Here is a 24,874-nt window from a genome sequence, read left to right as displayed (position 1 = left end):
GCGGGTATCGGAGGCGCGACGATGCCCCGTGCACCCGGCGCCGTCCGGCCCGTCAGTGGGGAGGAGGGGGGCACCCACGTTCGATCACCATCCGTTCCGGAGTGGGTGTCGTCGGCGATGTGGGCGAATGGTCCGACGGTCGGCGTCGCTTTGCCGACAGGTTCGGCTACGTTCAGGTAGATGTGAGATGTTTCGTAGGTAACCAGTGTGGGCCGTAGCCGCGCCGCCGACCCGGGTCGATAGCCTGTTTTGGGCATGTACTGACAAAGCTGGGCGTTACATCCGGACGAGTTGGAGGGGGCGCGGTCGCGCCGGCGGGAGGCTGGCGTAATCCGGGGCCGTGGGGTCGCGAGGGTCGCGGCCCCCAGGGGAGTTCCGCATCGCGGCGATGCCGTCTCGCGGATGCCCGCGGACCCGACATCGCGGCAGGGCCGCTGTGTCGGGCGACCGGGGTCCGCGCATCGGCGCGCCACGGTGATACGGGGCATCCGGAGCAGTGCCCGCTCACACGGATAACTCGGAAGGCAGGGGTGAACAGGTGCATGTCCCCGCGGCGCGCATCGTCTTCTCACCGGAGGATCGCGCGGAGATCGCGTCGGCTACGACCGAGATCCTTTCCACCGGTGCGATGACCTTGGGCGCTCATACCGATGAATTCGAGGCGGCATTCGCCGCCGCCCACCGGGCCCCGTTCGCGGTGGCCGTGAGCAGCGGAACGGCCGCACTGGAGATCATTCTCCGGAGTCTGGACGTTCAGGGCGCGGACGTCGTCGTTCCCACCAACACATTCGCCGCGACCGCCTTCGCGGTACTCCGGGCTGGGGCCACCCCGGTCTTCGCGGATGTGAGTCCGGACACCTTCGCGCTGACCGCCCGCAACGTCGAGGCGGCCGTGACCCCCAACACCCGGGCCGTCGTCCTGGTGCAGATCGGCGGCCTGATCCCGCCGGACATCACCGAGCTCGCGGCGTTCTGCGCCGACCGCGGCCTCGCGCTCATCGAGGACGCGGCGCATGCCCACGGCTGCCGCCACGGCGAGGGATACGCCGGCTCCTTCGGGGTGGCCGGCGCGTTCTCCTTCTACCCCACCAAGCTGATCACCAGCGGCGAGGGTGGGATGATCGTCACCGCCGACCCCGCCATCCACGAGGCCGCGCTCGTCTACCGCGACCAGGGCAAGGCGGGCTTCCTCGGCAACACCCACATCAAGCAGGGCTACGCCTGGCGCCTCAGCGAGATGCATGCCGTAACCGGCAAGGTGCACCTGCGCCACCTCGACGATTTCCTCGCGACCCGCGCCGCGGTGGCCGCCCGCTACGACGCCGCGCTGGACGCCCTCGACGGCGCCAGCCGCCTGCGGGTGCCCGCGGACGACGTCTGCAACTACTACAAGTACATCGTCCTGCCCCGGCCCGGCGTCGATCGGGCGCGGCTGAAGAAGGAGCTCAAGGAGCGCTACGGGGTCTCGCTCAGCGGTGAGGTCTACGAGGCGCCGCTGCACCAGCAGCCCGTCTTCAGCGACTACGTGGGCCGCTCGCTGCCGGTCGCGGAGGATCTCTGCGCCCGGCACGTGTGCCTGCCGATCCATTCCGACATGACCGACGCGGAGGCCGACCACGTGGTCACCTCCTTCGCCGCCGCGCTGGCGAGCCTGGACCTGGACGGGTGAGCATGAAGATTGCCGTTACCGGTGGCTCGGGGTTCATCGGCAGCCACGTCGTGGACCGGCTCCTCGATGCCGGCCACGACGTCCTCTCCCTCGACGTCGACTCCCGGCCGAGTGACCCGCGGGCAAGAAGTCAACAGGTCGACGTGCTCGACCTGCCGGGGCTGACCGCGGCGCTGGCCGGGGCCGAGGCGGTGTTCCACGTCGCGGGCATGTCCAACGTGGACTTCGCCTACGCCGACCCGGCGCGCACGGTGCGCCTCAACGTCGAGGGCACCGGCAATGTCTGCGAGGCGGCGCGGCAGGCCGGCGTCGGCCGGGTGCTGTTCGCCAGCACCGTGTGGGTCTACGGCGCGGTCGGGGAGCGGGCGGACCCGGCGCCGCTCACCGAGGACGCCGAGATCACCCTCGGGCGCGCCGGCCACGTCTACACCTCGACCAAGCTCGCCGCCGAGCTGTTGCTGCACAGCTACCAGCAGACCTACGGGCTGCCCTTCACGATCCTGCGCTACGGCATCCCCTACGGCCCCGGCATGCGCGACGAGCTGGTGCTGGCCCGGTTCGTCCGCAAGGCGCTCGACGGCGAGTCGCTCACCGTCGCCGGCGACGGGCAGCAGTTCCGCAACTACGTGTTCGTCCGCGACCTCGCCGACGCCCATGTGCTGGCGCTTCGGCCCGAGGCGGAGAACGCCACCATCGCCCTGGAAGGCGCCGAGGCGGTCAGCGTGCTGGAGATGGCGCAGGCGGTGTGCCAGCACTTCCCCGGCACGGCGATCGAGCACGTGCCGGCCCGGCCCGGCGACTTCCGGGGCCGGGAGGTGTCGGCGCGGCGGGCGCTGGACCTGCTGGGCTGGCGGCCGACCACCCCGTTCACGGACGGGGTACGGCAGTACATCGAGTGGTACCTGGCAAACCGACGGCCTCCGGCGCAGGCCGTCCAGCCCGTCGACGACCTAGACGTCTCCGCGGCGTCCTCGGAGTAACCATGGCGCAGATCGGCGGTATCACGGTGAGCGGACCATCCGAAAACGGCGATCCGGTGGCGGCCGGCGCCCTCCCGACCCGGCCCTCCGCGGAGGGCCTGCCGGCGAGGGTGGCGGCAGCCGTCGGACGCCTCGGCGACGACGAGGCGCCCGCCCGCGGCGGACCGGTGATCGATGGCTTCGCGGTGGAGGGGGCCGCGGCCGCGGCCCTGCTCGCCGGGGCCGGCGGCGGGCGCGCGCAGGCGCGCCCGCGGCCGCTGCCGGTCGGGCCGCCCGACGGCGTCGACGGGTTCACCGCCGCCGGCACGGCGGACCTCGCCGGCGACGCGGCGGATCAGGCACCGACCCGTCGCGGATCGGCGCTGCTGCTGTCCGGCTCGCTGGGCATGGGGCACGACGTCATGGCCGAGGCGTGCGGGGCGTCGCTGGCCCGGCGCGGGTTCACCGCCCGGACCGCCGACAGCCTGCGCATGCTCGGCGGACGCAACGGCTCCCGGGGGGAGAAGGTCTTCCGTGGGATGATCGCGGTGCCGGGCCTGTACGACGCCGTGCACTTCTCCCAGATGCGCACCGGCGGCCGGCTGGCCCTGGCGATCGAGCGGGCGTCGAGCCGCTACGTCGTCCCGGCACTGCGCGAGGAGCTCACCGAGCAGCCGACCGATCTCGTCATCTCCATCTTCGCCACCGGTGCCGCGGCGACCAGCCGGGTCAAACCGGAGTTCCCCGGCCTGGTCACCGCGGTGTTCTCCACCGACTGCTGCGTGCATCGGCTGTGGGTGCACGACAACACCGACCTGTACCTGGTCACCTCGCAGACCGCCGCCCGCTACGTGCGGCGGTTCGCGCCGGGCGCGCTCGTCTCGGTCGTGCCGACCCCGGTGCGCGAGCCGTTCTACGACCCGCCCACCCAGGAGGAGGCGCGTGCGGCGCTCGGCATCCCGGCCGACGCGCCGTGCGTGCTGCTGATGTCCGGCTCCTGGGGACTCGGGCCGCTGGTGGAGGGCGCCGCGGCCATGGCGGCCGCGGGGATCTACGTGCTCGCGGTGGCCGGCCGGAACAAGCCGCTGGCGGCGCGGCTGACCGCCCTGGCCGAGCGGCAGCACAAGGTCATCCCGTTCGGCTTCACCGACCGCATCCCGGCCCTGATGGCCGCCAGCGACCTGGTCGTCACCTCCTCCGGGGACACGTGCAGCGAGGCGCGGGTGATCGGCCGGGACCTGCTGCTCATCGACGTGGTGCCAGGGCATGGCCGGGACAACCTGCAGAAGGAGCTCGAACGTGGGCACGCCGAGGTCACCAACACCGACCCGGTGTCGCTGACCCGCTCCGCGCTCGCCTGCCTCGACCGGGTCAAGCCCCCCTCGGACCGGGTGGCGATCGGGCCGCAGGCGTGGGAACAGGCGTTCGGCTCCGCCCTTGCGCAGATCGGCTTCGGTGCCCACTGGTGAGATGCGTCGGTGGTGAGGCGGATCGGCGTCGGGCGCTCGTCCGGCCCGGGACGTTCCACGCGGCCGCCGGTGTTGACCCGGTCAGGCGATGTCGTCCCGGGTATGGGCCGGGGCGGTCGGGCACGAGTGAGGCGGCCAGCGCATGGCAGGGCAGGGGCGATCCCGGCATGAACGGCGGGACCCGGGCGCGAACGACGGCACGCCCGTGACCAGGGCGGCGCGCGTATGAGCAAGGCGCTGGCACTCGGCCTGCCCACCGCGGTGGTGTCGGCCGCCCTGTACGGGGTCGCGCCGCTGGTGCAGGCGCGGGCCGCCCGGCGGGAGGAGGAGAGCTCCGGCCTGGGCCTGGGTTTGTTGGCCCGGCTGGTGCTGCGTCCGCTGTGGCTGCTCGGGCTCGCCGTCGAGGCGGCCTCGTTCCTGCTGGAGGTCTACGCCCTGTCGGTTGCGCCGGTGGCGATGGTCGCCCCGGTGATGGCCCTCGATATGATCATCTTCACGCTGCTGGCCCAGCGGGTGCTCGGTGAGCGGATCAGCCTGACAGGCTGGCTGGGCGTCGGCTCGATGGTCGCCGGGGTCGGCCTGCTCGCCTACGCCTTCGCGCGGCGCGCCGAGGTCGGCACCGCGGCCAGCACGGACGTCCTGCTGGCCTTCCTCGTCCTCGGCCTGATCTTCGCGCTGGTGTGCGCGTTCTTCGCGAACGTCGCCGCCGTCCGGAACATGATCGCCGGGGCGGCGTTCGGGTTCGGTGCGGCCGCCGGCGTCTGCTATGCGATCGCCACCCTCGCGACCCGGCAGATCGGCCTGGCGGTCAACGATCGCCGGGAGGGCCAGTCCGCGCTCGCCGACCTGCTCACCACGCCGACGCCGTACGTTCTCGTGCTGTTCTCCGTGCTGGCGCTCGGCCTGCAGCAGCGCGGGCTGCAGGGCCGGGCGGCGGTGATCGCCTTCCCGGTCACCAGCGGGGTGTCCGCCTTCCTGCCGGTCACCCTGGGGCTGACGCTGTTCGGCGAGCCGGCCCCGGACGGCGCCCACCGGGTGGCGTTCGTCGTCGCGATGGTGATGGTGGCCGCCGGCATCGCCGCCCTCGGGCGCGACCGGATGGCGGCCAACCGTTCCGTGGACGAGCTGGAGGGCGCCGCGGTGCGTCCGGACCGGCTGGATTCCGAGCGGGTGGACCCGGACCGGGTGGACCCGGACCGGGCGGACTCGGACCGGCTGGATCTGAAGCGGGTGGACTCCGAGCGTTCCGAGCGGGTGGACTCCGACCTCGGACGGCGGCCTCACCACGGCGGCGACCCGTGGAATCCGCCGGGCCGGGGAGACGGCGGGCAGAGCGCCGCGCTACGGGAACTCGGCTGATCCGGACGCGCGCCCGGCCCGGGCGGCGAACCGTCACCAAGGGTGCGGACCGGCACGGTCGCTAACCCTGACGGCATGCTCCAAAACTTATAGTGACGCCGCATGTGCTTTCGGTGAGATAGTCGAGGTGGCCGGCCGCCCGGGTTCACCCCCCGATCGCCCGGGCGCCCGGCCGCCTTCCCGCCCGCAGCCACCCCGGCCCGCTCAGGGTAGCCGCGGGACGGGCCGGAGCATCGCGGGATGCAACACCCTGGCGTCGCCCCGACGGTACAGCTCCGCGGGCCGCCCTCCGTCCCGGGTCGTGAAACGTCCGGTCGGGACGAGAAAGCCCGCCGTGCCGGTCACCTTGCGGTGGAAGTTACGGGGGTCCAGCCGCGCGCTCCAGACCAGCTCGTAGATCCGGCGCAGCTCCGCGACCGTGAACTCGGGTTCGCAGAACGCCGTCGCCACCGCGCTGTATTCGATCTTGGCTCGGGCGCGTTCGAGCCCGTCCGCCAGGATCGCCGCGTGATCGAAGGCCAGTCCCGGCCCGTCGCCGGCGGTCGCGACCGGGGCCCAGCGGCTCGCGGCGGCGTCCGTACCGGCGATCGGCGTGCGCGACTGTGGCGCGAGCGCCAGGAAGGCCACCGTGACGACCCGGCCGCGGGGGTCGCGATCCGGCGCGCCATAGGTCGCGAGCTGTTCGAGGTGAGCCGGCGGGTGGCGCAGTCCGGTCTCCTCGGCGAGCTCCCGCACGGCCGCCTCGGCGAGATCCTCCCCCGGCCGGACGAAGCCGCCCGGCAGAGCCCACCGGTCCCGGTAGGGCTCGATCCCGCGGCGCACCAGCAGCACGTGGAGCTGCTCCCTGCGGACCGTCAGCAGGACCAGATCGACGCTGAGCGCGACCGGCGCCACGTCCGTCGGTAGCCCGCCGCCGTTGCCGCCGTTGCCGCCGTTGCCGCCGTTGCCGCCGTTGCCGCCGCCGTCGCCGTCGGCGGTCGTGGCGGTGGATGGCTCGAGGGGTGGCGGCATGCGGGGAACCTTACTCGTCAGGTTGACGAGAACCGACGACCCGGTTTATCGTCAGTTCGACGAAAAGAGAGGACGTTCTCATGGCGGACATCAGCCGGGTGCCGTTCCTGTGCCACCTGCGGAGCACCCCCACCGCGTACATCCGCCACCAGCGCGGCGCGGCCGTCGCCCACGAGGGCGTCGGCCTGGTCTTCTGGTATCGGCCGCGCACGGCGGTGATCAGCGAGGTGCCGGTCGACGACCGGGAGCTGGCGGTCCTCTTCCACGCGCGGACCGCCGACTTCCAGGACGTCGCGGTGCAGGCCACCGTCACCTACCGGATCGCCGACCCGGTGCTGGCCGCCACCCGCCTCGACTTCGGCATCGACCCGGAGCTCGGCACCTGGCGGGAGAAGCCGCTCGACCAGCTCGCCGGGATGATCAACGAGTCCGCCCAGCAGTACGCCTCGGACCTGCTCGCCCGCACGCCGCTCACGACCGCCCTCGCCGAGGGGGTGCCGGTCATCCGGGCGCGGGTGACCGATGGCCTGCGCGGGGACGCCCGCCTGGTCCAGACGGGGGTGAGCGTGGTCGGGGTTCGGGTGGTCGCCGTCCGCCCGGCGCCAGACGTGGAGAAGGCACTGCGCACCCCTACCCGCGAACAGATCCAGACCGAGGCCGACCGGGCCACCTATGGTCGCCGCGCGCTCGCGGTCGAGCAGGAGCGGCGGATCGCCGAGAACGAGCTGCAGAGCAAGATCGAGCTCGCCGTGCGCGCGGAGCGGCTCGTGACCCAGGAGGGCGCCAACGAGCAGCGCCGGATGACCGAGCAGGCGGCGGCGGCGCGCATCGCCGCCGCGGCGGAGGCGGAGCGGGCCGAGACGGCCGCCCGCTCACAGGCCGAGCGGGTCCGGGTGGAGGCGGCGGCGCGGGCCGAGGCCGTGCGCCTGGTCGGGCAGGCCGAGGCCGAGGCCGAGGCGGCCCGGGTCGCCGCGGTCACCGGCCTGGACACCTCGGCGATGGTCGCGCTCGCCGTGCGCGACCTCGCCGACCATCTGCCCGCGATCGGGGCGCTGACCATCACCCCCGACGTGGTCACCGAGACGGTCGCCCGGTTCGTCCGCGCCGGCGCGTCCCGGTGAGCCTCGCCCCGCGCGCGGTGCTCGTGCACCGGCGCACCGAGTACGCCGAGCTGCTCGACCGGCACGGCACCCGCGGTCAGGCCGCGTTCTTCCTGGCTACCCGCGGGCGGGAGCTGGCCGAGGTGCAGGCTGCCCACGATGCCGCCGAGGCAGCCCGCCGATCGGTCGCCGCGGCGATCCCGCCGCACTGGCGCCGCGGCGAGGTGGAACGGGCCGATCTCGACCGGTTCCTGTTCGCCCCGGACGACGTGGTCGTCTGCGTCGGGCAGGACGGGCTCGTCGCGAACGTCGCGAAGTACCTCGACGGGCAGCTCGTCCTGGGGATCAACGCCGAACCCGCCCGCACGCCGGGCGTGTTGGTCCGGCACGCCCCGGGCGAGGCGGCCGCCCTGCTACGCACCGTCGACGGATCGTCGGCGGACGCCGCTCTGGGGCTCGGTCGCCTGCTGCGTGAGCTCACCATGGTCGAGGCCCGCTCCGACGATGGCCAGCGCCTCGCCGCGCTCAACGAGGTCTACGTCGGCGACCCCGGACATCAGAGTTCCCGGTACCGGCTGCGGGTGCCCGGCGGCGACGCCCCGGTGACCGAGCGGCAGGCGTCGTCCGGGCTGCTGGTCGGCACCGGCACCGGTGCGACGGGCTGGTGCCGGTCGGTCTGGGCGCAGCGGCGCAGCGAGCTGGCGCTGCCGGCGCCGACCTCCGGCGCGCTGGCCTGGTTCGTCCGCGAGGCGTGGCCCTCGCCGGCCACGGGCACCGCCTGCACCGAGGGCCGCCTCGCCGGGCCGGCGCGGCTGGAGGTCCTGGTGGAGGCGGACCGGATGGTCGTGTTCGGCGACGGCATCGAGGCGGACGCGATCGAGCTGTCGTGGGGGCAGCTGCTCACCATCGGCGTGGCCGACCGCCGGCTACGCCTCGCCTAGGCTGGCTGCCTTCCTTGCCCTTCCACAGGCATTCGTGTCCGTTTCGTCCCTGTGGAAAGACAGGAAGGTCGACAGCCCGGGGGCGGCCGGCGCGTCGGCGGCGGGGATGAGGGTCAGCCGCGGCGGCGGGCCCGCCGGCCGGGTCGCGAGGTCCAGGGGCGGCCTGGTCGGCGGACCGCACCGGTCGCGGACGGGCCGGCCGGCGGACGACGCCGCCCGCCGGGCCTGGGTCGGCCCATCACATCCCAAAACGTTCGAGGGCCTTGCGTACCCGGAGGTTCGCCTGCGCGAAGGAGATCTTCCCGTCCACATACGCCGACAGGGCCGCGCGCCGGACACGTTCGACGCGCTGATCTTTCATCGGGGTGTTGAGCAGGTTGGTCGTGGCGGTGGCCACGGCAATCACCTCCCAGTGGCAGGGGAACAGGATGGTGCTACTCGTGTTGATCTCGGGTGGCGAGGCCCGCAACCCGGGCTCGCCGGGGACGTCGAGGCCCCGGCGGATCCAGACGCGGACCGACCGTGATCAGGTTTGAGGGGGTGCCCGGCGCGCGGGCGGGATGCGCCGTCCGCAGCTAGGACGGCGGCGGGATGGCGGCCCCGCCGGCCACCGAACCCGCCCGAGGCCGGCCCGCGGGCACGCGACACCACGCGGGTACGACGAGGGTTGAGGCCGTACACACAGCCTGGTGGCCGCCGGGATCGAGCGCCGCCGGCGAGGCGGCCACCCGGACCGTGGCGTTGCGGCGCTGTACGCGGGTAGCCGTACCATCAGAAATGATCACAACGACTGCCCTCCTCCGCGTTGGGCGGGCATGTGAAGCCCGCGTGGCCCGTCCAGCGGGCGAAGGTGGCCGAGCGCCGTCCCATGCCGCCACGGCGCCGGGACCGTCCGGTCCGCCTGCCCACCCTGAGCGACGGGCGGCGCGGACGTCGTGCCCCGGAAATGCCACGACCACAACGGGACGAACACTTGAACAACGAGGACCGACTGAACATCTACAAGAGTGCGCGACCGAGGGGCGTTGCGCAAGAGCCAACCGGCATGTGGCGCGGCTGCCACCGCACCCTACGAACAGGAACCTCGGCCCGGTCGGGGCTGGAACGCCGACGTTGATCGAATCGTCTCGGCACCGCGGTCGACGGCCCCTCCCGGCCCGCGCGGTCCGCGTCCGGCCCGGGCGCATCCGGTGGAGGCGTCCGGGCCGGACGGGGCGGAGCCGGGCGCGGGTCAGGCCAGGCGGACCCGGGTCCGGTCGAACTCGCCGTCCCGCGCGCCGGCCAGGAAGGCGTCCCACTCGGCCGCGGAGAAGGCGAGCACGGGGCCGCTCGGGTTCTTCGAGTCACGCACCGCCACGCCCTCGCCCAGAGCCGCGACCTCTACGCACATGCCACCCGCTCCGTTGCTGTAGCTGCTCTTGCGCCAGGCCAGCTCGGCGGGACCACCCGGATCGGGCTTCGCAAATCTGGTCATTTTAGTTCCTTTGCGACGGAAACTATCATCTGTATGGATTCCTCCGGCCGCAGGGCGGCGGCCAGAAGATGATTCATCTTCAACTTATAGCGCCGGACTTCGGCGGCACGCTCGATATAAAGGCTGCCGGCCGCCTCTTCTATATAGACCACTTCGTGGTCTTCCGAATCGGGGAATCCGAGTATGGAGAATGCGCTGCCCAGGCCGGCGTGCGCGCCCACCGAGAACGGGAGGACCTGGATCGTCACATTCGGGAGTTCGGACCGTTTGGCGAGGAATTCGAGCTGGTCGCGCATGACCGCCCGGCCGCCGATCTCCCGGCGCAGCACCGCTTCGTCCAGGATCACCCACAGCCGGGGATGGTCGGGGGCGGTGAGCCGGCGCTGTCGGTCCATCCGCAGGGCGATCTTGCGCTCGACCTCCTCCTCGCCGACCTCCGGGTCGTCGGCCCGGATGACCTGCCGGGCGTAGTCCCCGGTCTGGAGCAGCCCGTGGACGAGCTGGGACTCGTACACCTGGATCGACGCCGCGTCGCCCTCCAGGCCGATGTAGATCTCGAACCAGGCTGGGACGACGTCGTGGTAGGAGTGCCACCAGCCGTGCCGACGGGAATCCCGGGCCAATGCCATAAGGGCGTCGCGTTGCTCACCCTCGGTGACACCATACAGGTTGAGCAGGTCGGATACGTCGCGGGTGCGTACCGGTACCCGCCCGTTCTCCATCCGGCTGACCTTCGAGACCGAGCAGCGCAGCAGCTGGCAGACCTCGTCGACGGAGACACCCGCGGCCTCTCTCAGGCGCCGTAACTCGGCACCCAGCCGCCGCCGCCGCACAGTCGGACCGCCGCTCGTGGCCATCGCTAGTCCTTCGGTCTGTTCGGAGTGATGGGTGCATCCTGCCACTGGATCGCCACTCCTCATACGCAGTGCACAGCTCTGGGTAGCGAAACTCTTACAGAAGCTCTTGCGGATGGCCGATGCAGGGGCCATGCTTCGAGCCTTGGTTTACTTTGAGTGGCGAACATGACCCCCTGGGTGGGAGCTTGGTGCGGTGGAGAATCACGGGGAGTAGTCAATGGTGATCGCGCAGGGTCCGTGGCATCGATCCGCCGACCATGCCGGGACGACCGGCCGGACGACGTCGGCGCTGCCACGCGCCGCCGCCACCACCGCGCCCGCCACCGCCCGGCCCGCCACTGCCCGGCCCGCCACTGCCCGGCCCGCCACCGCCCGGTCTGCCACCAGGCGGCCCGCCACCACCCGGCGTGCCGCCGCGCCGCCCGAGGGCGGTGGGGGTGACCGCCGACCGCCGGCTCCGGGCGGGTGGGCGTCGACCCCCGCCCGGAGCCGGCCAACCCACCACCGCGGGCCGGGTCGACCCCGCGGGCGGGACCGCGCGCCGTGGACAGCTCCACGGACCTCATTATTCGGCAATGTGCGGAAAGGCGTGACAATGGCGACTCGCCGATTCCAGGTGTATGACGGCGATGGCGAACTGGTGGCCACCTTCCCCGAGTGGGAGGCGGCGCACTCCTGGGCGCACCGCCGGGCCGCCGAGGTGGGGACCCGAAATCCCGTCCAGGTCGAGGACCGGGCCGAGCGTCGGACCTGGACGATCGAGGCCGATCAATGCCGGCTCACCGTGTGGCGGCGCCGCGTGGAGTACGGATACTGCGGCCGGGTGGAGGCGCGTCCCGTCGCCGCCGGCCGCAAGTACGTCTACGTCTCCTGAACGGGCCGGGCGGCCCCGATGCCGGGGTGTTCGGCGCCGGCGCGGTTGTCGTGGGCGTCGGGGGCGTACGCCGGCTGCCGGACGCCCGCGCGCAGCGCCTCGAAGATGGCCACGCCCTGCCCGACGAGGCCGGTGGCGATCTCGCCGATGCCCTCCGCGCCGTTGAGCACCGTGACGTTCGCGCCCGCCAGCCCCGACGCCGCCTGCCGGACGATCTCCGGGAGCTGGTCGATGAGCATCCGGTCGAGCGCCACCCGGTTGTGCGACGCGGCCGCCTCCGCCTGGATCCTCATCTTCTCGGCCTCGGCGAGGGCGAGGACGCGGACCCGCTCGGCCTCCGCCTCGGCGGGCTTGACGACCTCGGTGACGAGCTGCTGCTGGCGCAACTGAGCCTCCCGCTCGGCCAGCTCGGTCCGTGCCGCGGTCACCGCAACCTCCGCCTGGGCCTGCGCCAGCGGCCCGGCCTGCGCGGCCTCGGCCTGGGCCCGGTCGATCTCCGCCCGATACTGGGCCTGGACGACGGAGGTCTGCCGGGCGTACTCCGCCTGCGCCCGCTGAGAGCGTTGCTCGGCCTCGGCTGCGGCCTGGTTGGCCTCGGCCTGGGCGATCTGCGCCTGGCGCTGGATGGCGGCGTTGTGCGGCGCCGCGATCGCCGCGATGTAGCCGAGCTTGCCGTCGTCGATGGACTGGATCTGCAACGCGTCGATGGTCAGCCCGATCCGGGCCATCTCCGCCTTGGACCCGTCGAGGACCTCGGTGGCGAGCTTCTGCCGGTCGCGAATGATCTCCTCGACGGTCATGGAGCCGATGATCGAACGCAGGTGGCCGGAGAAGATCCGTCCGGTCAGCACCGTCATCTGGCCCTGGTCGGACAGGAAGCGCTGGCCGGCGTTGACGATGCTCTCGCTGTCGTTGCCGACCTTGAAGGCGATGACGGCCCGGACGTTGAGGGAGATGCCCTGGTGGGTGACGCACGTCTCCGAGACCTCGGCCTCGCGCATCGCCAGGGTCAGGAAGCGCACCTTGCGGAAGAACGGCAGAATGAAACCGCCGTGGCCGGTGACCACCTTGAAAGGCATCCCATCGCGGTTCTTGCCGCCCGATATCAGCATTGCCTGGTCGGGTGCGGGGACTCGGTAACCAAACACGCCGCGAACCTTTCGTCAGAGATCGCCGCCGAAGACGGCGGCGGGATCCAGCCACGGCACGACCTCGACGGTCCGAGGCCCGCGTGTCCCGATGACCAGCACGGACGCGCCCCTGGGCAGGGGAGTGTCGGACAGCGCGAGAAACGTCTCGCTTCCGCCGCGGACCCGCACCACCACCTCGCCCGGCCCGGCGTCGCCCCGGGTGCCCACGATGAGCGCGCCGACGCGGCCGATGACGGACGGATCGCCCACCATCCTCGAACTCCCTCCTCGCACGCGGCGGCGCGGAAGGCCATGGCTGAACGGTCGTTGCAGGCGAGAAAAGACTACAAGTCACCGCCCCCGGCATCAGGGTCTCGTCGCTGTCCGCTTCCGTATTGACCGGACGCGGTCCGTCTGTAGTAGCCCGATCCCGGTTGGCTGCATATTCGGCCGGGTCTGCGGGCAGTCCCCGGTCCGGCCTGACAACCTGGTCAGCCCCCATCGGCCGGGCCGTACCGACCTGGCGCCGTTCGGATCGGCCCGAACCGGCGCTGGTAGGCGGTGGGCGTGAGCCCCGTGTGCCGGCGCAGCGCGACCCGCAGACCTGCGGCGGTCCCGAGGCCGCTGGCGCGGGCCACGAGATCGAGGCGACGTTCTCCGCGTTCGAGCAGCCGGCAGGCCAGCGTGACCCGTTCGGCGGTCAGCCACGCCAGTGGGGTGACGCCGAGTTCGGCGCGGAACCGGCGGTGCAGCGTGGCCGGGCTGACCGCGGCCTGGCTGGCCAGGTCGGCGATCGCCATCGGTCGGTTGAGCCGCTGGCGGGCCCAGTCCAGCAGCGGCGCAAGAGAGGTGTCGGGCACGGTCGGAACGGGGCGTTCGACGAACTGCCGCTGCCCGCCGTCGCGGTGCGCCGCGAACACCAGCCGCCGGCTGACCGTGTTCGCGACCTCGGCGCCGTGGTCCCGGCGGATCAGGTGAAGCCCGAGGTCGAGGGCGGCGGCGCTGCCGGCGGCCGTGCAGATGTCGCCGTCGTCGACGAACAGCACGTCCGGTTCGAGCCGCACCTCGGGGTGGCGGCGGGCGAACAGCTCGGCCCACCGCCAGTGGGTCGTGGCCCGGCGGCCGTCGAGCACACCCGCGGCGGCGAGGGTGAACGTTCCCGTGCAGAAGCTGACCAGGCGGGCCCCGCGGTCGCCGGCCGCCCGAATCGCGGCCAGCACCGATGGAGGCGGTTCAACGAGTGGATCCGGCCGGTTCGGCACGATGACCGTGTCGGCGACGGCCACGGCGTCGAGTCCGGCGATGCCCGACAGGGTGAACAGTCCGCCGTGCATGCGGATCTGCGGTGTGGGCGCGCAGAGCGTGCAGTCGTACCAGGGCCGGTCGAGCTCGGGGCGGCGCAGCCCGAAAAGCTCGGTGGCGACGCCCAACTCGAAGGGGTTTGACCCGTCATCCACGATCACCGCGATCCGGTGGGCCGGCGGGCGGTCCGGCTGCGAGGATCCATGCGACATGCGCGATTCCTAGCACTGGTAGGTACCTCCGCCCGGCGGGACCATCCCCGCATGACCGCCGAGCCAGTTTCTGGGCCTGACCGCAGTCCCGCACCCACCACCATTCCCACCGGCTCCGCGTCTACTGGCCCCGCGCGCGCCGTTGCGGGAGCAGCGCCGGCCGAGCAGCGGCGGGAACCACGAGCGGAACCGGTCGACCTCGCCGCCGCGCTCGACAGCTTCGAGGAACTGTGGAGTCCGCGCATCGCCGCCCGGGTGAACGACTACGACATCCGTATCGCCAAGGTCGCCGGCGAGCATGTCTGGCACGCGCACAGCGACACCGACGAGTTCTTCCTCGTGCTGGTGGGCACGCTGCACATCGCCCTGCGAGACGGCCTCGACGGAGGGGAACGGGTCGTCATCCTGAACCGGGGGGAGATCTTCGTCGTCCCACGCGGCGTCGAGCACCGTCCCGCCTCCCCGGCCGGCGCGTCGATCCTCCTGGTCGAACCCGCCGGCACCCTGTCCGTGGGGGACCGCCACGACCCGGTGCCCAACCACGTCGACGCCACGACGGGGCATGCCCTCGCCTGAATGGTCCTCAAGAGCTGCCCGATCCCGGCGCCGGCGTGCCGGCGCCGGGGAGCACCACGCCGGACTCGTACGCGGCGACGACCAGCTGTGCCCGATCGCGTGCCCCGAGCTTGGCCAGCAGCCGGCTGACGTGTGTCTTGACAGTGGTGACGCCGACGAACAGTTGTCGCGCGATCTCGGAGTTCGACAGCCCCGCGGCGACCTGGACAAGTACCTCCCGCTCCCGCTCCGTCAGCCGGGTCAGCTCCTCGTCCCGGGCCGCAGGCGGCTGCGGCCGCTGGGCGAACTCGGCGATGAGCCGGCGGGTGACGCTCGGGGTCAGCAGCGCGTCGCCAGCGGCCACGATCCTGACCGCAGCCAGGAGGTCCTCCGGACGGGTGTCCTTGAGTACGAAGCCGCTGGCGCCGCCGCGCAGCGCCGCGAAGACGTGCTCGTCCTGATCGAAGGTCGTCACCACGAGGACGTGCACCGCGGCGGTGTCCGGGTCCGCGGCGATGATCCGCATCGCCTCCAAACCATCCATGATCGGCATTCGGATGTCCATGAGAACGACGTCGGGGCGCAGCTGCCTGGCCAACCGCACCGCCTGGGCGCCTGTCCCGGCCTCCGCGATCACGGCGAGATCGGGAGCGGACTCGACCAGCACCCGGAATCCCGCCCGCACCAGTGCCTCATCGTCGGCGATGAGAACCCGGATGGGACCGCCGTCCGCCGACGGCGCACGGGACCCGCCGTCGACATCACCGCGGTCACCAGGCCCCGCCTGGCTGTCCGCCGGTGGGGAGCCACCGGCCGCCAGCATCATCGGCCTGCATCCTGCCCGACGGGGCTCGGTCGAACCGCGGCCGGTGGAAGCTCGCAGGACTGATCGGTGAGCGCGGAGGCGGGCGGAATAGGGAAGCGGACCACGACCGCGAACCCCCCTCGTGCCCGGGGCCCCGCGGTGAGCGTGCCGGCGAACAACTCCGCTCGCTCGCGCATCCCGATCAGGCCCAGGCCGGGCCCTGATCCTCTGTCTGGCTCGGGCCATCGGGTGGTTGGGCCGCGCGGCTCACCGGCCTGGTCGTGCTGGCCATCCGCCGGTGCGTCGCCGCCGCCGCGATGCGGTTTGCCGCCCGGCGAGCCGTGGCCATCGTCAACGATGGTCACGATCAGTTCCCGCGGCCCGTCGTGTACGGCGACCTGAGCCTCGGCGGCGTTGGCATGCCGGACCACGTTCGTCAGCGCCTCCTGGACGATGCGGTACACCGAGGTCTCCAGGACCGGCGGATAGTGGCGGTGGGCGCCCGTGCGCCGGTACGACGTGCGGAACCCGCGCCGCCGCAACCCGGCGACCAGATGGTCGAGGTCGGCGAGCGTCGGCTCCCTGGTTGGTTCGTCACCACCGGTCTGTTCGCCGGCTCGCGCTGCTCCGGCGCCCCTGACGTGCTTGTCTGGCTCGACAGGTTGGTCCGACAGGCCAGGGATCTTCGACTCGGCCGGCTCGACCTGCGGTCGCGGCGTCTGCGACGCGTCCGTTTGGCCCGATGGATCCCGGATCTCCTGGCGGGTGCTGCGTAGGACTCGGCGCACCTCGTCGAGCGCCGAGCGGCTCGTCGTCTCGATCACGCTCAGTGCCTCGCGGGCCTCGCCCGGGTTTTCGTCGAGCAACAGCCGCGCCACGCCGCTGCGGACCGCGATCAGGCTCAGCGTGTGCGACACGACGTCGTGCACGTCCCGAGCGACTCGCAGCCGTTCTTCGGCACGGATCCGGCGCTCCCGCTCCATGGCCTCTCGGCGAGCCTCCAGCGCCAGGCGGGAGCGGTAGCGGCGACGGGTGCGGAAGACATCGCCGACCAGCCACGCCGCCGCGGCGATGAGCGCCTGGACCAGATCCTGCTCCTGGTCGGGATACAGCCGCATGGCAACGGCGGTGGCGACCGCGATCGCTGCCACAGCCGTCGCGCCCGCAGCCACCGACATCCGCCTGGCGTGGTGTTCGGCGACGGTGAGGACGGCGATGCCGAGCGCTGGCCCGGCGTTGCTGACGAACGGGGTGAAGCGGACCCCTGCGAGCGCGGCCGTGCACAGGACTGCGGCGATGGTGGCGAGCACGGCCAGCGGCGAGCGCCGGGCCGCGATCAACGGCGCGGCGGCGAGCGCCCCGAACAGCAGGATGTGCGCGGTTGAGCCGTAGCTGTCAGCACCAGGCGCGACCGTCGGGGTCAATGCGGCCGGCAACGTGAACAGGGCGAAGGAAACGAGGACGATTGCGACGTCGATGGCGCCGGGCCCGGCCCTTCGGTCGGCCCGAGCGGAGGCGTCGACCGATGTAGACCCGACGGGTGCGTTTGTGCGTGCGGGCCGCCGGGTTGGGCCGGGCGGGGCCGGCGTGACGAGCGCCATGGGACGTGACGGTAGACGCCAATGTTGGCCCGCGGCGTCCGTCCAGAGGATGACCCGGGCCATCCGCCTCAGGCCGGATCGAGCCGCTGCGGTCCGCCTCCCGTAGGACCCGGAGGGGGTTCCGTCGATGGACGACATGCCGTCCCGAAAACGCGACGGTGATGGACATGAAGCCGCGTCCATCCGCTACACCCCGATCGGCCGCCATGCCGCCGCCCAGGGCAGCCACCGCCCTTCGACGGCTCCGGCGCTGGCCGCGTCCATACCCCTGGATCGCTCGCCGGCGTCGGGCGGACGCGGAGCTCTCGCCCGTCCTGGCAGGGTTCGCTATGAGCGCTCTCGGCGCGGGTGTCGTCTCCGGCGGCGTCATGTACCAGCACCGGTCGTCCGTGCGCGCGGGGCACAGCGCGGGCACCGCCGCCTGGGGCCCGCACCTCCTCGTGCTGATCCTGGCCGGGGCGCTCGCCGTCGGGGCGTGGCTGCGCCGCCGGCGGCTTCCGTCCGAGCGGCGTCCCCGTGGCCTGTTGCCCGCGCCGCTCGGTCGGCCCGCGGCGCGGCGGATCAGGCTGACAACGCTCGCCGTCCGGCGCCACCCGAGGGGGCTCTGGCGGCTAGCCGTCCTCGCCCTCCTGACCGTGCTACTGCTCTACCTGTGTTGGCGGGCTGGGGTGCAGGTGCTCGCCGGACTGGACCCGAACTTCACGGTGAACGCGTGGGGCGGCCCCAGCTATGTGGGTGCGATGGCCTGCCATTATCTCGATCTTGCCGTCGTGGGCACGGTCGTCGCCGGGCTGCTTGACCGGGCCCTGCTGCCGGTGCCAGCGGACCGCTTGTAGCCGTCGCATGAGGACGCCGGATAGCGCGTCGTCATGCCGCCTCACCTTGTAGTGGGGCACTCCCGGTCTGACCGGCCTGAGCCGTGCCGGGTTCCCGCTTCACTGCCACCCGCCCCGCGAGCGGGGTCTTCTGGTCGGCTCGGCGGGCGTTTTCCGTCTCCGAGGTACTGGCGGCGACGAGGTTGCGCAGGTTGATCGCCGCGTTCAGGCCGCGGTCGATCACCAGTCCGCAGGACTGGCAGGGGAACGTACGGTCCGACAGCGTCAGGCTTGGGTTTCACCAGCCACAGCCGGAGCAGGTCTTCGAGGATGGATACCAGCAGTCCGCGACGTGCAGGCGGGAGAGCCGCACCAGGCGCTCTTGTAGGCCAGCTGGCGGCGGATCTCGCCCATTGCGGTGTCGGACACGGCGCGGGCGAGACGCCGGTTGCGGACCATCCCGGCGACGTGGAGGTCCTCGGCCACGATCACGTCGTGGGACCGGGCGAGCCGGGTGGTGAGCTTGTGCAGTTCGTCGCGCCGCTGGTTTGCCACACGGGCGTGGATGCGGGCGAGCGTGGCGGCCCGCTTGCGGCGGCCGGCGCTGCCCGGCCTCGACCGGGCATAGGCCCGGGACGCGCGGCGAAGCTTCCGCAGCGAGGCGGCGTGCCGTTGCGGGTTGGCCACCGTCTCGCCGGTCGAGAGCACGGCGAGGTGCTTCACGCCCAGGTCGACGCCGACCGTGCCGCCCGTACGCTGCCGCTGCGACGGCTGTGCGGGGATCTCCCGGTCGGTCTCGACGGTGAACGACACGAACCAGCGCCCGGCCGTGCGGGACACGGTCGCGCCGAGCAGCCGTGCACGCCCGTCCGCGAGGCGGCCGGTGAGCGCGTCCATCGGTTCGTGGGCCTTTCACCCGGCCGATCCGGGGCAGCTTCACGTACAGGTCGGTCGCAGGCCCGTAGGCGCCGGTCGTATAGCGGAAGCTGTCGCGGGCCTTGCCACGCTTCTTGAACCGGGGGAAGCCGACCCGGTGACCCTTTCGCTTTCCTGGCCGGGAGTCGGTGAAGTTCTTCAGCGCGCGGGCGAGCTGGTCGAGGCCGGCGGAGAACGCCTCCTTCGAACACTCGCCTCACCAGGGGGCGACCTCGCGCTTGGCCGCGTTCCAGGCGAGCCGCAGCGCCGGCAGGGTCCACGGAACCGGGGTGAGCAGGTCACCCGTCAGGCCGTATGACCGCTCGGCGTCGCGCTGCGCGCGCGGCCCTCACCCGGGCCAGACCCCAGTTGAAGGTGAACCGGGCGGCCCCGGCGTGCCGGCGCAGCCCGCCACGTTGGATCTGGTTCGGGTCGAGCGCGTACCGGTACGCCTGCAGGGTCTTCACATGACAGCCTCGGTCGCGGCGGCGACCGCGCGGGCGGCCCGGTCCGTGGCGCCACGGCGGCCGTGCAGCCGGGCGCACATCGACGTGAGGATCTCGGTGATGTCACCGACCAGGTCGTCGTCGACCACTGCCGGGTCGACGACGACCAGCCGGCGGCCGGCCGCGGCGAGAGCGGCTTCGACGTATTCGGCGCCGAACCGGGCGAACCTGTCCCGGTGCTCGACGACGATCGTCGTCACGGCCGGGTCGCGGAGCAGCGCGAGGAATTTCCGTCGGTGTCCGTTGAGCGCGGAGCCGACCTCGGTCACGACCCGGCCAACCGGGATGTTCTGCTCGCCGGCCCACGTGGTGACCCGGGCGACCTGCCGGTCCAGATCGGCCGTCTGGTCAGCGGACGACACCCGGGCATACACCACTGCCAGGTCCGGCGCGGCGGGCTGGTCGGGCGGGTCGGGCTGGTCGACGAGGATCAGCCCGCCAACCCTGCGCGCCTTGACCGGCGGCTTCCCGTCAAGGAACCACTGCCGCGCGGTGGAGTACCCGACTCCGTTCGCGGCAGCCCACTCCTTGAGATTCAAGGCAGAAACCATACGCCATCTTCTGGCGCTATCTGGCGCCCAACCGGCAGCAGTCCCCCGCCCCCCTGGTAGGGCGGAATGGGTCTGGTACTGTGGGCGCCGTCATAGGTGATCGTCTTGGGGAGGTGGGACCCATTTCAGCGGTATCAGGGTGGGCGTCCTCCTCCCATGATCACATGCGGTTCGACCGGGCCTGGTGATCGGGAGGGCACCCTTCGGTGTCCCGAAAGGCTTCCCGTGTCGTCATCTCCATCGCCCCCTCCGACTTCATCATCACTGCCTCTTGTCGTCCGTCGGCTGCGTGCCGCTGGTTGCGTCTTCGCCGAGGACGAGGCCCGGCTGCTCCTCGAAGCCGCCCGGACCGCCGCTGAGCTCGCCGCGATGGTCGACTGTCGGGTCGCCGGCCAGCCCCTGGAACACATCCTCGGCTGGGCGGAGTTCTGCGGCCTGCGGATCGCCGTCGACGCCGGGGTGTTCGTACCCCGGCGTCGCACGGAGTTTCTGGTGCAGCAGGCCCTAGACCAGGCCGGTGCCAGTCCCGGCGCGGTCGTGGTCGACCTGTGCTGCGGGTCGGGGGCGGTAGCGGTCGCGTTGCTCGCGGCCCTGCCCTGCGCCGAGGTCCATGCCGCCGACGTCGAGCCCGCCGCGGTGCGCTGCGCTTGGCGCAACCTCGCCGCCGCCGGCGGCCGGGTGCATGAGGGCGACCTGTTCGCCGCGCTGCCCGGTGCGCTGCGCGGACGCGTGGACGTCCTGGTGGTCAACGCGCCGTACGTCCCGACCGACGCGATCGGCCTGATGCCGCCCGAGGCGCGGGAGCACGAGCCCCGGCTGGCCCTCGATGGTGGGACGGACGGTCTCGACGTGCTTCGCCGGGTCGTCGCCGGGGCGCCGTCGTGGCTGGCGCCGGGCGGCAGCCTGTTGCTCGAGACCAGCGCTCAACAGGCGCCCTCTCTCGTAGACGCCCTCGCAGGCACCGAGCTGCTAGCCCGGATCGTCGTGTCCGACGAGCTGGCAGCCACCGCCGTGATCGCGGCCTTCCCGGGCGGAGACCCGGCAAGTTCGGAGCGGGGCGGGAGGTGGTCAGCTCGGTGAGGTGGCGCCGGCCGGGCGGGGGGCGCGGCGGGGAAGGGTGGGGCCGCGGCCGGAGGTGGTGAGGCGGCTGCCGAGCCAGCCGGCAGCGGCGGCGGCCGGCCACAGGCGGGTGGCGGCGTTGCGGGCGTGGATGCCGGCCCAGGTTGCCGGGATGAGCAGGTGGGACGCCTGATCGACGCCACGCTGGCGTGGTTCGACCAGGCGGCGGTGGCGGGCCTCGTAGCGGCGCAGGGCGGAACGATGATCGTCGGGGGTCGCGGCCAGCTCCTCGGCGAGCGCGAACGCCCCGGCCATCGCCAGAGAGGAGCCGTCGCCGAACAGGGACACGCAGGAGGCGGCGTCGCCGACGAGCGCGGTCCGGCCGGTCGACCAGGCGGGCACGTCCACCCGGCTCACCGCGTCGAAGTAGAGGTCCTCACTGGCCTGCGCCCGCGCCAGCAGCTCCGGCGTCCGCCAGGATGCGGCTGCGTAGGCGCCGGCGAGCAGGGTGCGGTGCTGGTCGATGTCGCGGTGGTTGAAGTCCGTCAGCTCCGATCGCCGGAAGGCGAAGAACGCGATCGGGCCGGTGGCCGAGGGGTGCAGGGCGACGGCGCGGCCGGGGGTGTTGTGCATGACCACCTCGCGGCGGTGCTCGAGCGGCCCGTTGAACGGCACGGTGGCGGCGTAGAGGCCCAGGTGACGCACAAAGTTCGCGTCTGGCCCGAAGGCGAGTCGGCGCACCGCGGAGTGCAGGCCGTCGGCGCCTATGACGAGGTCGAACCGGCGGGGGCGGCCGTGGTCGAAGGTCACGTCGACTCCGTACTCGTCCTGCGCCAGGCCGGCGATGGAGTCGCCGAACACGAACTCGGCGTGGTCTTCGCTCGCCGCCTGCAGGATCGAGGCGAGCGCACCGCGGGGGAGCTCGACGTCGCCACTGCCGGTCGAGCGCGCGAGGGCCCGCAGGTTGACTCGGCCGACGCTGCGGCCGGCCGCGTCCACGAAGCGCATCCCCGTGACGTCCGTAGCGGCGGCCCGCAGCCGGGCGAGCACCCCCATCCGCTCGGCCACCTGCACCGCCTGGCCGCGCACGTCGACCGGGCTACCGCTGGTTCGCTGCCACAGCCCGCGCTCGACCACCGTCGGCCGGAAGCCGTGCCACGCCAGCCAGTACGCGAGCGTCGTACCGGCGATGCCGGCGCCGGAGACGAGCACCGTCCGGTTGCCCATGCGTCCTCCGCGGTGGGATCGAGGCGGATCGGACCGTCAGCGTATGACCAGATATGAAATCTGGTCAAAGATTGAATGCGCGGTGTGATGAACGTTGACCAACTCTCGAAGACGGTCATACGGTCGTCGCGTGAGCCCGACAGCCGGCCGGTCCCGGGACCCGTCGCGTGGGCGGGAGCGTGCCGCGCGCATCCTCGACGCCGCCGAGGATCTGCTGCTGCGTCACGGGGCGCGGCGAGTGACCGTGGAGGACGTCGCCGTCGGCGCGAACATCGGCAAGGGCACGGTCTACCTGCACTGGGAGACGCGGGAGAAGCTGTTCGCCGCGGTCTTCGACCGGGCGGTGGCCCGGGCGATCGCCGAGCTGCTCGTCGCGATGCGCACCCGGCCTAGCACCTGCCTGCCGCACCACTTCGCCCACGACTACTTCCTCGCCGTCATGCACCGCCCGCTGCTGCGTGGGCTGCTGCTGGCCGACCCGGAGCTACTCGGCCGGCTGGCCCGCCAGCACGACCCAGCCTGGGACGAACGGCATCATCTGGTGTCCGAGCGGTACTTCCGGTTGCTCGCCGAGTACGGTGTGCTCCGCGCCGAGCTCGGGGCCGACGAGGTCGCCTACGCGTTCCAGGCGACGTTCGAGGGTTTCGTGCGGGCCGAGGGGGAGCTGGCCGGCGGCGAGAACCCCGCGCTGCGGTCAGCAGCCCAGCCCGCGGTCGCCACCCTGGAACGGCGCGCGGACCTGCTCGCCCGGACCGTCGAGCTAGCGTTCGAGAACAACCGCCCGGTCGCGGCCGACGAGCTGCGATTGCTCGCCGCCGACGTCGTGGACCTGTTCACCGACCTCGTCGACCGCCGCGGTTTCGCCGACCTCGTCGACCGCCGCGGTTTCGCCGACCGCGCCGACCGCGCCGAGCTCGGCACCCCCGCCGCGTCCTGATCCTGTGACGCCGCGGCGGTCGCGGATGCTGACCGGTCGGTGCCGACATCCGGCGGAGCCTGCGGACCGGGCGGCGAGGGTCAGGGCAGGGCGTCGTAGGTGTAGAGGGCGGCGACGTCGAGGACGCTACCCGGCGTGTCCGGCTTGCTGGCCGGGGCGAACGGGGAGACCAGCGGGTCGTCGATCCGGTGGCCGAGCAGGCTCGGTGGGGCCGTCATGTCCGGCTGGTACTGGCGGCCGTTGCGGCGCATCCAGCCCTCCCAGAGCCGGTCGACGTTGCAGTGGTGGACGAAGAACACCGGGTCGTTCGGGGACGATGCCGGGGTCATGTCCCCGCCGACCCACAGGTGGACCTGGTTGTGCAGCCCAGGGCCGGTGAAGCCCTCCAGCCGGTTACGGAAGCCCCGGGACGAGACGTCGAAGGGCGACCTGTCGTAGTCGGCGAGGCTTGGATCGACGCGCGTGTCGTAGGCCGCGCGGACGTCGCCGGTGCGGGGCAACCGCGACGAGCCGAACGGCGCGTTCTGGCCGAACCTGCGAGCGAGGCCACGCTCGGTGATCTGGCGCAGCGCGCCGCTGGAGTTGGTCGCGATCCGGACCCGGAAACTCGTCGGGTCGGCGCGGTCGAAGGCGAACGCGCCGCCGCGTACCGGGCTGCCCTGGCCGCCGAACCCGTCCGCGGTGTCCCGCCACAGCGCCGAGGCCGCAGGGTTCGCCACGCCGCCCTGTGCAGGCGGAGTGCCGTCGAGCGCCCAGTCCCAGTAGGGCAGGCCGAAGTCCGGGTCGGCGAGAACGCGCTGCAGGTGCGCCTCCAGCCATCTGAGCATCACCCGGTGCCAGGGCAGGAACACCGGCCCGCGGTGCGCGGCGTTGCGGGTTCCGGCATCACCGCCCGGTGGCACCGCGGTGTTCATCGCGAGGACGTGCCAGATGACGAACAGGTCGTAGGTGTACACGGGGCGAGCGCGGCCGGGAATGCCGAACCGGTCCGTGGTCAACGTCGTCGGTTCGTGCTTCAGCAGCTTGACGCCGCGGATGTAGGCGGCTCGCGCCTCGTCGTCGCGGAGGATGTCCCGGCGGACAGCGGCCATCTCACAGCCCTCCCAGAGTCTCGTCGCCGTGGATGTGGGTGTCGCCGTGGTCGTGGACGTGGCCGCCGTGCTCGGGGTGGCTGCCGGCTCCGTCGCCGCCGTGCTCGCCGCCGTGCTCGCCGTCGTGGCCGCCGGTGGGCGTCGGCTGCGGGGAGAACTCGTCGGGGAAGGTGCGGATGAGCACCCGCACCAGGTCCACGAGCGAGGGAAGCTGGTAGGCGGGCAGGCCGTGGCAGTGCGCCGAGCCGTCGTTCGACAGCCCGATGTGCACGTCCAACGGCCGCCCGTCCACGGTGATCTCGTAGGTGGTCGTGATGACGACGTGATGGCCGTCGAAGTCGTCCTCGCGCACGCTGCGCGCCGGATCGGCGTGATCATGTTCTGGCTGGGGGAGTCCGGCCAGGTAGATCGCGAGGAAGGCCGGTTGGGTGGGGTCGGCGGTGTCCGATGGCATG

The 24,874-nt window shown here is 72.5% G+C and carries 24 protein-coding genes and 1 pseudogene; 11 read left to right on the top strand and 14 right to left on the bottom strand.

Annotated features, from left to right (window positions below; all coding sequences use genetic code 11):
• Positions 1-538 precede the first annotated feature (538 nt).
• The 4 genes from FRAQA3DRAFT_RS20825 (at position 539) to FRAQA3DRAFT_RS20810 (ending at position 5,456) form a co-directional block, all read left to right on the top strand.
• Positions 539-1,669, top strand: a complete 1,131-nt coding sequence (locus FRAQA3DRAFT_RS20825; protein ID WP_009741026.1) for a DegT/DnrJ/EryC1/StrS aminotransferase family protein — start codon at positions 539-541, stop codon at positions 1,667-1,669.
• A 2-nt stretch (positions 1,670-1,671) separates the two neighbouring features.
• Entirely contained in the window at positions 1,672-2,649 is a 978-nt protein-coding gene (locus tag FRAQA3DRAFT_RS20820) for an NAD(P)-dependent oxidoreductase (RefSeq protein WP_009741025.1), read from the top strand.
• Positions 2,650-2,651: 2 nt separating this feature from the next.
• The gene (locus tag FRAQA3DRAFT_RS20815) at positions 2,652-4,097 is read left to right on the top strand and encodes a glycosyl hydrolase (RefSeq protein WP_009741024.1); all 1,446 of its coding nucleotides are present in this window, start codon (positions 2,652-2,654) and stop codon (positions 4,095-4,097) included.
• Between the two features lie 225 nt (positions 4,098-4,322).
• On the top strand, positions 4,323-5,456 hold the full coding sequence (locus tag FRAQA3DRAFT_RS20810) for a DMT family transporter (protein ID WP_009741023.1): 1,134 nt from the start codon (positions 4,323-4,325) through the stop codon (positions 5,454-5,456).
• Positions 5,457-5,660: 204 nt separating this feature from the next.
• Here the strand turns inward: FRAQA3DRAFT_RS20810 and FRAQA3DRAFT_RS20805 are convergent, their stop codons facing one another.
• Positions 5,661-6,467 (bottom strand): NUDIX domain-containing protein, encoded by an 807-nt coding sequence (locus FRAQA3DRAFT_RS20805; protein ID WP_009741022.1) that lies wholly within the window; start codon positions 6,465-6,467, stop codon positions 5,661-5,663.
• Positions 6,468-6,547: 80 nt separating this feature from the next.
• Between FRAQA3DRAFT_RS20805 and FRAQA3DRAFT_RS20800 the strand changes: the two genes are divergently transcribed.
• Both FRAQA3DRAFT_RS20800 and FRAQA3DRAFT_RS20795 read left to right on the top strand, forming a co-directional pair.
• On the top strand, positions 6,548-7,588 hold the full coding sequence (locus tag FRAQA3DRAFT_RS20800; RefSeq protein WP_009741021.1) for an SPFH domain-containing protein: 1,041 nt from the start codon (positions 6,548-6,550) through the stop codon (positions 7,586-7,588).
• Positions 7,585-8,508, top strand: a complete 924-nt coding sequence (locus FRAQA3DRAFT_RS20795; protein WP_009741020.1) for an inorganic polyphosphate/ATP-NAD kinase — start codon at positions 7,585-7,587, stop codon at positions 8,506-8,508. The genes FRAQA3DRAFT_RS20800 and FRAQA3DRAFT_RS20795 overlap by 4 nt, the downstream gene beginning before the upstream one ends.
• A 238-nt stretch (positions 8,509-8,746) precedes the next feature.
• Here the strand turns inward: FRAQA3DRAFT_RS20795 and FRAQA3DRAFT_RS35290 are convergent, their stop codons facing one another.
• The 3 genes from FRAQA3DRAFT_RS35290 to FRAQA3DRAFT_RS20785 form a co-directional block, all read right to left on the bottom strand.
• On the bottom strand, positions 8,747-8,977 hold the full coding sequence (locus FRAQA3DRAFT_RS35290; RefSeq protein WP_009741019.1) for a hypothetical protein: 231 nt from the start codon (positions 8,975-8,977) through the stop codon (positions 8,747-8,749).
• A gap of 762 nt (positions 8,978-9,739) precedes the next feature.
• Positions 9,740-9,982, bottom strand: a complete 243-nt coding sequence (locus FRAQA3DRAFT_RS20790; protein WP_009741018.1) for a DUF397 domain-containing protein — start codon at positions 9,980-9,982, stop codon at positions 9,740-9,742.
• Positions 9,979-10,839 (bottom strand): helix-turn-helix transcriptional regulator, encoded by an 861-nt coding sequence (locus tag FRAQA3DRAFT_RS20785; RefSeq protein WP_009741017.1) that lies wholly within the window; start codon positions 10,837-10,839, stop codon positions 9,979-9,981. Before FRAQA3DRAFT_RS20785 ends, FRAQA3DRAFT_RS20790 begins: the two co-directional genes overlap by 4 nt.
• A gap of 595 nt (positions 10,840-11,434) precedes the next feature.
• On the opposite strand from FRAQA3DRAFT_RS20785, the gene FRAQA3DRAFT_RS20780 reads away from it, so the two are divergent.
• The gene (locus FRAQA3DRAFT_RS20780) at positions 11,435-11,713 is read left to right on the top strand and encodes a hypothetical protein (protein WP_009741016.1); all 279 of its coding nucleotides are present in this window, start codon (positions 11,435-11,437) and stop codon (positions 11,711-11,713) included.
• Here the strand turns inward: FRAQA3DRAFT_RS20780 and FRAQA3DRAFT_RS20775 are convergent.
• The 3 genes from FRAQA3DRAFT_RS20775 to FRAQA3DRAFT_RS20765 form a co-directional block, all read right to left on the bottom strand.
• A complete protein-coding gene (locus FRAQA3DRAFT_RS20775; RefSeq protein WP_009741015.1) occupies positions 11,701-12,861 on the bottom strand; it encodes a flotillin family protein in 1,161 nt (386 codons plus the stop codon). The two genes, FRAQA3DRAFT_RS20780 and FRAQA3DRAFT_RS20775, sit on opposite strands and share 13 nt — an antisense overlap.
• Positions 12,862-12,876: 15 nt before the next feature.
• Complete coding sequence (locus FRAQA3DRAFT_RS20770) at positions 12,877-13,116, bottom strand: hypothetical protein (protein ID WP_009741014.1); 240 nt, start codon at positions 13,114-13,116, stop codon at positions 12,877-12,879.
• Positions 13,117-13,334: 218 nt separating this feature from the next.
• Positions 13,335-14,357 carry a helix-turn-helix domain-containing protein gene (locus FRAQA3DRAFT_RS20765; RefSeq protein ID WP_009741013.1) on the bottom strand — a complete coding sequence of 341 codons (1,023 nt, stop codon included), beginning with the start codon at positions 14,355-14,357 and terminating at the stop codon, positions 13,335-13,337.
• A 228-nt stretch (positions 14,358-14,585) separates the two neighbouring features.
• Between FRAQA3DRAFT_RS20765 and FRAQA3DRAFT_RS20760 the strand changes: the two genes are divergently transcribed.
• Positions 14,586-14,933 carry a cupin domain-containing protein gene (locus tag FRAQA3DRAFT_RS20760; RefSeq protein WP_369809472.1) on the top strand — a complete coding sequence of 116 codons (348 nt, stop codon included), beginning with the start codon at positions 14,586-14,588 and terminating at the stop codon, positions 14,931-14,933.
• A 7-nt stretch (positions 14,934-14,940) separates the two neighbouring features.
• Here the strand turns inward: FRAQA3DRAFT_RS20760 and FRAQA3DRAFT_RS20755 are convergent, their stop codons facing one another.
• Both FRAQA3DRAFT_RS20755 and FRAQA3DRAFT_RS20750 read right to left on the bottom strand, forming a co-directional pair.
• A complete protein-coding gene (locus FRAQA3DRAFT_RS20755; RefSeq protein ID WP_009741011.1) occupies positions 14,941-15,738 on the bottom strand; it encodes a response regulator transcription factor in 798 nt (265 codons plus the stop codon).
• A complete protein-coding gene (locus tag FRAQA3DRAFT_RS20750) occupies positions 15,735-17,141 on the bottom strand; it encodes a sensor histidine kinase (RefSeq protein ID WP_232291686.1) in 1,407 nt (468 codons plus the stop codon). The genes FRAQA3DRAFT_RS20755 and FRAQA3DRAFT_RS20750 overlap by 4 nt, the downstream gene beginning before the upstream one ends.
• Positions 17,142-17,647: 506 nt before the next feature.
• Between FRAQA3DRAFT_RS20750 and FRAQA3DRAFT_RS20745 the strand changes: the two genes are divergently transcribed.
• Positions 17,648-18,154, top strand: a complete 507-nt coding sequence (locus FRAQA3DRAFT_RS20745; RefSeq protein WP_009741009.1) for a hypothetical protein — start codon at positions 17,648-17,650, stop codon at positions 18,152-18,154.
• A 31-nt stretch (positions 18,155-18,185) separates the two neighbouring features.
• Here FRAQA3DRAFT_RS20745 and tnpB read toward each other — a convergent pair.
• A pseudogene (gene tnpB / locus FRAQA3DRAFT_RS20740) lies at positions 18,186-19,515 on the bottom strand (IS607 family element RNA-guided endonuclease TnpB).
• Entirely contained in the window at positions 19,512-20,093 is a 582-nt protein-coding gene (locus FRAQA3DRAFT_RS20735; protein ID WP_035921273.1) for an IS607 family transposase, read from the bottom strand. The pseudogene tnpB and the gene FRAQA3DRAFT_RS20735 overlap by 4 nt, the downstream one beginning before the upstream one ends.
• Positions 20,094-20,330: 237 nt before the next feature.
• Here FRAQA3DRAFT_RS20735 and FRAQA3DRAFT_RS20730 point away from each other — a divergent pair, with 237 nt between their 5' ends.
• Positions 20,331-21,185, top strand: coding sequence for a putative protein N(5)-glutamine methyltransferase (locus FRAQA3DRAFT_RS20730; protein WP_009741007.1), 855 nt, complete (start codon positions 20,331-20,333; stop codon positions 21,183-21,185).
• Here FRAQA3DRAFT_RS20730 and FRAQA3DRAFT_RS20725 read toward each other — a convergent pair.
• Entirely contained in the window at positions 21,174-22,391 is a 1,218-nt protein-coding gene (locus tag FRAQA3DRAFT_RS20725) for an FAD-dependent monooxygenase (RefSeq protein ID WP_009741006.1), read from the bottom strand. The genes FRAQA3DRAFT_RS20730 and FRAQA3DRAFT_RS20725 overlap by 12 nt on opposite strands.
• A gap of 130 nt (positions 22,392-22,521) precedes the next feature.
• On the opposite strand from FRAQA3DRAFT_RS20725, the gene FRAQA3DRAFT_RS20720 reads away from it, so the two are divergent.
• Positions 22,522-23,328, top strand: a complete 807-nt coding sequence (locus FRAQA3DRAFT_RS20720; protein ID WP_009741005.1) for a TetR/AcrR family transcriptional regulator — start codon at positions 22,522-22,524, stop codon at positions 23,326-23,328.
• Between the two features lie 80 nt (positions 23,329-23,408).
• Here the strand turns inward: FRAQA3DRAFT_RS20720 and FRAQA3DRAFT_RS20715 are convergent, their stop codons facing one another.
• Positions 23,409-24,419 carry a tyrosinase family protein gene (locus FRAQA3DRAFT_RS20715; protein ID WP_009741004.1) on the bottom strand — a complete coding sequence of 337 codons (1,011 nt, stop codon included), beginning with the start codon at positions 24,417-24,419 and terminating at the stop codon, positions 23,409-23,411.
• A 1-nt stretch (position 24,420) separates the two neighbouring features.
• A complete protein-coding gene (locus FRAQA3DRAFT_RS20710; protein ID WP_009741003.1) occupies positions 24,421-24,873 on the bottom strand; it encodes a hypothetical protein in 453 nt (150 codons plus the stop codon).
• Position 24,874: the final 1 nt, after the last annotated feature.

The organism is Frankia sp. QA3 (assembly GCF_000262465.1).
Taxonomy (GTDB): Bacteria; Actinomycetota; Actinomycetes; order Frankiales; family Frankiaceae; genus Frankia.
This window is presented reverse-complemented; position numbering and strand designations above follow the sequence as displayed.